The sequence below is a fragment of the Mesobacillus sp. genome (assembly GCF_047739415.1).
GTDB lineage: Bacteria > Bacillota > Bacilli > Bacillales > Cytobacillaceae > Mesobacillus.
This window is the reverse complement of sequence record NZ_JBIQOE010000134.1, coordinates 1-6,464: the sequence shown is the minus strand read 5'-3', so window position 1 is coordinate 6,464 and position 6,464 is coordinate 1. Positions and strand designations below refer to the sequence as shown.

Annotated in this window: 5 protein-coding genes; all 5 read left to right on the top strand. The window is 45.9% G+C overall.

The genetic code is table 11. The features are described from left to right. The first annotated feature begins 343 nt into the window (after nucleotides 1–343). Complete coding sequence (locus tag ACH0QE_RS10650; protein ID WP_415800658.1) at nucleotides 344–1,327, top strand: LacI family DNA-binding transcriptional regulator; 984 nt, start codon at nucleotides 344–346, stop codon at nucleotides 1,325–1,327. Nucleotides 1,328–1,445: 118 nt separating this feature from the next. Beyond that, nucleotides 1,446–2,897: a sucrose-specific PTS transporter subunit IIBC gene (locus tag ACH0QE_RS10645; protein ID WP_415800657.1), complete on the top strand. Its 1,452-nt coding sequence runs from the start codon at nucleotides 1,446–1,448 to the stop codon at nucleotides 2,895–2,897. A gap of 146 nt (nucleotides 2,898–3,043) precedes the next feature. After that, nucleotides 3,044–4,564, top strand: coding sequence for a sucrose-6-phosphate hydrolase (locus ACH0QE_RS10640; protein ID WP_415800656.1), 1,521 nt, complete (start codon nucleotides 3,044–3,046; stop codon nucleotides 4,562–4,564). Then, nucleotides 4,539–5,519, top strand: coding sequence for a carbohydrate kinase family protein (locus tag ACH0QE_RS10635; RefSeq protein WP_415800655.1), 981 nt, complete (start codon nucleotides 4,539–4,541; stop codon nucleotides 5,517–5,519). The genes ACH0QE_RS10640 and ACH0QE_RS10635 overlap by 26 nt, the downstream gene beginning before the upstream one ends. Before the next feature lie 220 nt (nucleotides 5,520–5,739). Then, the coding region (locus ACH0QE_RS10630) for an MBL fold metallo-hydrolase (RefSeq protein ID WP_415800654.1) at nucleotides 5,740–6,464 on the top strand (725 nt) is incomplete at its 3' end.

Below are 6,464 nucleotides of genomic sequence, written 5' to 3'. Positions count from 1 at the left end.
ACTAAAAATCTTTAATAGAACTTTTGGGACTTAGGGGAGAGTAGGGGGCGTACTCAGTACTCTATCAACTGCTTAATTTTGGGAGCATAAGGTACGTCCCTATGCTTCATTTTTGACTTGAGCCCATGGACTAAAACAAGACTGATCAGGGTGACAAGCCCTTGACTTGGGCCAACCAGCACTTCTTGAAATTCGCAACCAGAATGAGAGGCGAGGGAACAGAAACGCAGGGATTCCGTTCCCTCTCTCGAGTTTATTCTATAAATCAGAAGAAGCGTACCCGTGTTATAATGAAAAAAACATTGTCTGGGCAAGTGGTACCGGGCTTTTTGGAGTGGGTGTAATGACAACAATTGCGGATATCGCTCGTTTGGCAGGTGTGGCGAAGAGTACGGTTTCCCGTTATTTGAATGGGGGTTCTGTCGGCGAGCAGACGATGAGGAAGATTGAGCGAGTGATTGGGGAGACGGGATATTCTCCTAATACTTTTGCTCAGAGTCTAAAGGCGAAGAAGACGAATATCATTGGTACGGTCGTTCCTCGTCTTGATTCTTATGCTACTTCGAAGACATTGATTGGGATTGATGAGAAGCTGCGGGAACTGAATTATCAAATGTTCGTATCCAATACAAGCCAGGATTTGAACCGGGAAATTGAGAGTCTGTACAGTTTGGCGAAGCAAAAAGTTGCGGGAATCATTTTGCTTGCGACAAAGTTGACGGAGCGGCACCTGCAAACGATTCAGGAAATCGGCATTCCGGTTCTACTTGTCGGGCAGCAGCATGAACAGGTCTACAGCCTGATTCACAATGATTTTGAGGCGGGGAAGGCAATTGGCCGGTTCATGGCACAAAAAGGGCATAAGCGGATCGCTTATCTAGGTGTCTCGGAAGAAGATATTGCAGTAGGGGTCAAAAGGAAACAAGGCTTTGCCGAGGCGATAGAAGAAGCTGAAGAGATTAGGGTCCGTTATTACGAGACGAGCTTTAAAATCGGTGATGCGTTAGAGAAGGTTCCTTCTATTTTAGAGGGATTTGGTCCTACTGCAATTGTTTGTGCAACCGATAATATAGCGATCGGCGCCTTGAAAGCTGCCTATTCAAAGGGGCTGAAGGTTCCAGAGGATCTCTCGATAACTGGATTTGGAGGGTATGAGATCACGGAGATGCTGAATCCTGGACTTACCACGGTGCAATTCTTTTACAAGGAAGCCGGGGGAATGGCTGCAGATAAAATCGTCCAACTCGTGAATGAGGAGGAAATTCAGATGTTGAGTGTTTCCGATTTTAAAATAATTGAGCGAGAAAGCGTTGACATTTTGAGTTAGCTTGCTATAATAAAATTAAATTAATGGAACCGGTTCCGTAATCGAACCGGTTTTACTTTACCGCAGTTTGGAACCGGTTCCAAATGAGCCGGTAATACCAATTAAGGGAGGATTTGCAATGAACTACTTTGAAGTAGCCGAAGAAATACTGACTGCCCTCGGAGGAAAAGAAAATGTGTCAGCCGCAGCGCATTGTGCAACCCGCTTGCGTCTGGTATTGAATGATGAGTCCATCGTGGACCAGAAAAAACTTGATGAAATGGAAGCGGTTAAAGGAACCTTTTCGACTGGGGGCCAATTTCAGATCATCCTCGGTTCGGGGATTGTGAATAAGGTATATAAAGAACTGACGGAGCTGACTGGATTATCGGAAATGTCCACTAAGGACGTGAAGGATGCGAGTGCGAAGAAACTCAATCCACTTCAGCGCTTTGTGAAGATGTTGTCAGATATTTTCGTGCCAATCATCCCGGCGATCGTGGCCGGCGGTTTGCTGATGGGAATAAATAATCTACTGACAGCAAAGGATTTATTCATCGCTGGAATGTCGCTTATTGAGGCTTATCCCGAAATGGCCGATCTGGCGGCCCTGATCAATACATTTGCAAATGCGGCATTCGTGTTCCTGCCGGTTTTGATTGGTTTCTCGGCAGCACAGCGCTTCGGGGGAAATGCTTATCTTGGAGCGGCACTGGGAATGCTTATGGTCCATCCGGATCTATTGAATGGCTGGGGCTATGGTGGCGCATTAGTCAATGGCGAGATTCCGGTGTGGAAGATTTTCGGATTTGAGATTGAAAAAATTGGTTATCAAGGGACCGTTCTTCCTGTATTAGTTGCATCTTTTATTCTGGCAAAAACAGAGAATTTTTTACGAAGAGTGGTACCATCTGCCCTGGATAATCTTCTTACACCATTATTGACCATTTTTATAACGGGTATTTTAACATTCACGGCGGTTGGACCGGTTACCCGTGCAGCGGGGAATCTGCTTTCTGACGGCATGATCTGGCTGTATGATACGACGGGCTTCATCGGCGGTGCACTATTTGGCCTCGCTTATGCGCCAATCGTTATTACGGGTATGCACCACAGCTTCATTGCAGTGGAGACACAATTATTGGCCGATATGGCTAAAACGGGCGGTTCGTTCATATTTGTCATTGCTGCCATGTCCAATGTGGCGCAGGGAGCAGCGACTTTGGGCGTTCTAACTGTCACGCGCGATAAAAAGCTTAAAGGAACAGCTTCAGCAGCAGGAATCTCAGCTTTACTCGGAATTACGGAGCCTGCGATGTTCGGTATTAACCTGAAGCTAAGATATCCATTTATCGGGGCGATCACTGGAGCAGCTGTCGGGTCGGCCTTTGTCACCTTGTTCAAGGTAAAAGCTGTCGCTCTAGGTGCAGCTGGATTGCCAGGAATCATTTCTATCAGTCCAGCCTCAATCGTGCCATATATCATTGGCATGGGGATTGCGTTTGCAGTGGCATTCGTGGTCACGATCGTACTTGCCAAAAGGGACCAAAAGAAGATGATTAACAGCGGGGCGAAAGACGCTGCAGCATAAAAAAATGCAAACAATGGCAATTCGGAATAACGTTGTAACCTAAAAGGGTGACCAACGGCGGTTCGAAAACGTTACAGTATAAAAAAACTGATGAGGGGGAATCGGATGATTCTCCTTTATCATTTTCATTCAGGAGGAAGAACAGCATGGATTGGACGAAAGAAAGAAGATATACCAAGCTGGAAGATGTAAGCCAGGAAGATCTGAAACTATTGAAAAATAAAGTGGATGCAAGTCCGTGGCGCCAAAGCTTCCATATCCAGCCGGAAACGGGGCTACTAAATGACCCTAATGGATTTTCTTATTTTAATGGGGAATATCATTTGTTTTATCAATGGTTTCCGCTCGGTCCCGTACATGGCTTGAAATATTGGTATCATACAAAGTCTGAGGACCTTGTCCATTGGGAGAATGTCGGAGTTGGCATCACGCCTGGAGACTATTTTGACAGCCATGGAGCTTATTCTGGCAGTGCAATCGAACATGACGAAAAGTTGTATTTAATGTATACAGGGAACACGCGTGATGAAAAATGGGTCCGCCATCCATATCAGGCCCTTGCCGTGATGGGGAAGGATGGAGCTATTTCAAAAATGAAGCCAGCCATTGAAGAAGTGCCTGAAGGATATACCGATCATTTCCGTGATCCTAAGGTCTGGAAGGAAGGCGACCGCTTCTGGTCAGTCATCGGCGCGCAAAGGACAGATGAAACAGGCTGTGTCGTTTTATACAGTTCAGCTGATCTCACTAATTGGCAGTTTGAAGGAGAGTTAAAAACGAATCTGGATTCGTTCGGGTATATGTGGGAATGCCCGGATTATTTTGAGCAGGATGGACACGGAGTGCTTGTTTTTTCTCCGCAAGGAATTGATCCACAGCGTGATTCCTATCAAAATATTTATCAATCAGGCTATCTCCTGGGAGAGCCGTTGAATCTGGAAGATAGATTTTTCGAGCATGAAGGATTCGCTGAGCTTGACCGGGGCTTTGATTTTTATGCTCCGCAAACGATGATTGATCCTTCCGGAAGACGGATTCTCGTCGGCTGGATGGGTTTGCCGGAGATCGAGTATCCTACGGATGCACATGGCTGGGCTCATTGCTTGACGATTCCGCGCGAGCTGACTGTCAAAGGAAGTAAACTGATTCAGAAGCCGGTTAACGAGCTAACGATTTTGCGCGGGAAGGAAGAAAAGGCAGCGGGTCTCCTGAGGGATGAGACACGGACGTTTGAAGGATTTAATGGAGTTACGTATGAAATGATTAGTGAGTTTGATAATGTCGATGCTGCTGAGTTTGGGTTGGAAATCAGGACGGGTGAGAACGAGAGAACAGTGATTTCCTATGATGCCACAGCGCAAAAAGTGGTGGTAGATCGAAGTGAATCTGGTGAAGCTTTTGCCGAGAAGTATGGTGCAACTCGCAAATGCAAGGTAGAACTAGGCAAGATCAAGTTCCATCTGTTTGTGGATGTTTCCTCTGTCGAGCTGTTTGTAAACGACGGGGAAGAAGTCTTCACATGCCGAATTTTTCCTGGAGAGGGCAGCGATGGGATACGCTTTTTCGCAAAAGAGGGAAGTGCCAATTTCGAGGCGGTAAAATGGGATTATCAAGCTAAGATGGGAAAAGGAAGTGAAACCAATGGGCATGCTGTATTCAATCGGTGAGGTTTTAATAGATTTCATACCGCAGCAAAAAGGAAAGGCACTGAAGGATGTCGTGACCTTTGAGCGGATGCCTGGTGGTGCACCGGCGAATGTGTCGGCCGCGGTAGCCAGGTATGGCCAGAGTGCTTCGATGATCACGAAGGTAGGTGAGGATGCTTTTGGCGACTTTTTGATCGAACAATTGGAGAAGGCTGGCGTCAGGACGGACATGATTATCAGGACGAAGCAAGCCAATACCGGGCTTGCCTTCGTTTCCCTTAGAGAAGATGGCGAACGCGATTTCTCCTTTTATCGCAAGCCATCTGCAGACTTGCTGCTGGAAGAAATAGAACTTGATGCCTCTCCATTTGGAAGAGGCGATATCCTTCATTTTTGCTCAGTCGATCTTGTCGAGAGTCCGATGAAGCAAACACACCGGAAAGCAATTAACTGCATGAAGGAGCAGGGCGGAATCATTAGCTTTGATCCAAATGTCAGGCTGCCGCTCTGGGACAGCGCAGAAGCTTGCCGCAGTGCGATTCTTGAGTTCCTCCCAAGTGCCCATATCGTGAAGATTTCCGATGAAGAGCTCGAGTTCATAACAGGCATCCATGATGAGCTAGAAGCGATCCAATCCTTATTCCAGGGCGATGTTCAGGCAGTCGTTTTCACCAAAGGAGCCAAAGGAGCCGACCTGTATGTCGGAAAAGAAAAATATGGATCAAACGGATTTACGGTTAAAGTTGAAGACACCACCGGCGCAGGAGACGCCTTCATCGGGGGCTTCCTGTATAAACTGCTTGAACTCGGGGCGACATCAGAAAACCTGATACAGTTTTTGCATGACCAACACGCAGAAATTCTGAGGTTTTCCAATGCGAGTGGAGCACTGACGACCACCAAGAGAGGTGCTATTTCTGCATTGCCGTCTAGGGATGAGGTTGAGAGGCTGATAAAGACATTTGGCATCCAATAGGAAGGATAAGGAAGCTTTAGGAAGCATGGGGAAGTTTTTGCCCTGTGCTTCTTTTTAAATGATTAATTTTGGGCGCATAAAGTACGTCCCTATGCTTCTCGATAAGGAAATATAAAAATCTCAGCCCAAAGTTGTAGATAGGTTACACCATCCTTCCGAAGAAATCGCTTATCGGTTTTCTTATAATAAAGATAAGAAAAAACATAGGAAGGTGTTCAAGATGAACCATTATATATGTAATACTTGCGGTGTCCAATATCCCAATTCTGCTCATGCTCCTGAAACCTGCTTGATTTGCGCTGATGAAAGACAGTACATCCATCCGGATGGACAGTCATGGACAACGCTTCAAAAGCTTGTAGATTCAGGGAAATATAAAAATACCATTGTCCAAGAAGAGGAGGGACTCTACAGCCTTACCACTACTCCTTCGTTTGCTATTGGGCAGACAGCCTATTTAGTTCGGAATGAAGGGTTCAACTTGTTATGGGACTGCATCACCTACCTGGACGAAAAAACAGAAGATGAAATACATTCTCTAGGAGGAATCGATACCATCGCATTATCCCATCCGCATTATTATTCGACACAGGTTGAATGGGCTGAACGATTCGGAGCAAGCATTTATATCCACGAAAACGATCGTCAGTGGGTGACAAGGCCGAGTGACAGGATCATATTCTGGTCTGGTGATTCTCTGGAGCTTGATGCGGGTGTAACATTGTATCGTTTGGGTGGTCACTTTAAGGGAGGAAGTGATTTACACTGGGAAAATGATGTGAACAAGCAAGGGGTACTTCTTACTGGTGATATTATTCAAATAGTGGCCGATCGACAATGGGTAAGTTTCATGTATAGTTATCCAAACCTTATTCCATTGCCAGCTAACAAGGTTCAGGAGATGGCAGCTAAAGTCAGCGTTCTAAATTTTGACAGACTATATAA